The organism is Flavobacterium sp. SOK18b (assembly GCF_014156605.1).
Taxonomy (GTDB): Bacteria; Bacteroidota; Bacteroidia; order Flavobacteriales; family Flavobacteriaceae; genus Flavobacterium; species Flavobacterium tiangeerense.
This window is the reverse complement of record NZ_QKNZ01000178.1, coordinates 1-539: the sequence shown is the minus strand read 5'-3', so window position 1 is coordinate 539 and position 539 is coordinate 1. Positions and strand designations below refer to the sequence as shown.

Sequence of the window (539 nt, the reverse complement as noted above, 5' to 3'; positions counted from 1 at the left end):
AGTCGTGTTGGAGTTTTTTTATATTTTACCGTCCGCTTTTATGGATGCTTTCTTTTTTTACTTCTGCTCCTACAATTACACTTTTAACTTTAAATTGTAAGTAAAATGTACGTAAAAACATTGGTTTGGGATTTATCAAAAAAAGAGGCTGACTTGCCTCTTTTTATTCTCTCTTTCTGTCGAACGAAAACTATAAAACCTCTGTAAATCAACCTTCTTTTTGTCGCTGTGGTATATTTAAAAGATGTAATTGCTTGTGTTGAACCCGCAACGAAATTATAATTGTTAGCTACAGTAATTTTTCTATGTCTTTATTAATTCCATTATTATCACTCGAAACAAAACCTCCATAAGATTTGATAATTCCATCTTTATCTAGATATATATTTAATGGATAGCTTTTATTATTTATTTTATTTATTTGACTTTGTGCGTCAATAATATGGGTAAATTTAAATGCGTTTTTTAATAAAAATTTTTCTACTTGGTCTTTATCATTAAATGTTACAGCTAAAAAATTGACTTTATCTCCATAGTTT

1 protein-coding gene is annotated in these 539 nt (G+C 27.6%); it reads right to left on the bottom strand.

The genetic code is table 11. The features are described 5' to 3' along the window. Positions 1-289: 289 nt before the first annotated feature. Positions 290-539: TlpA family protein disulfide reductase (locus DNC80_RS15765; RefSeq protein ID WP_370628781.1), on the bottom strand; the 250-nt coding region annotated here is incomplete at its 5' end.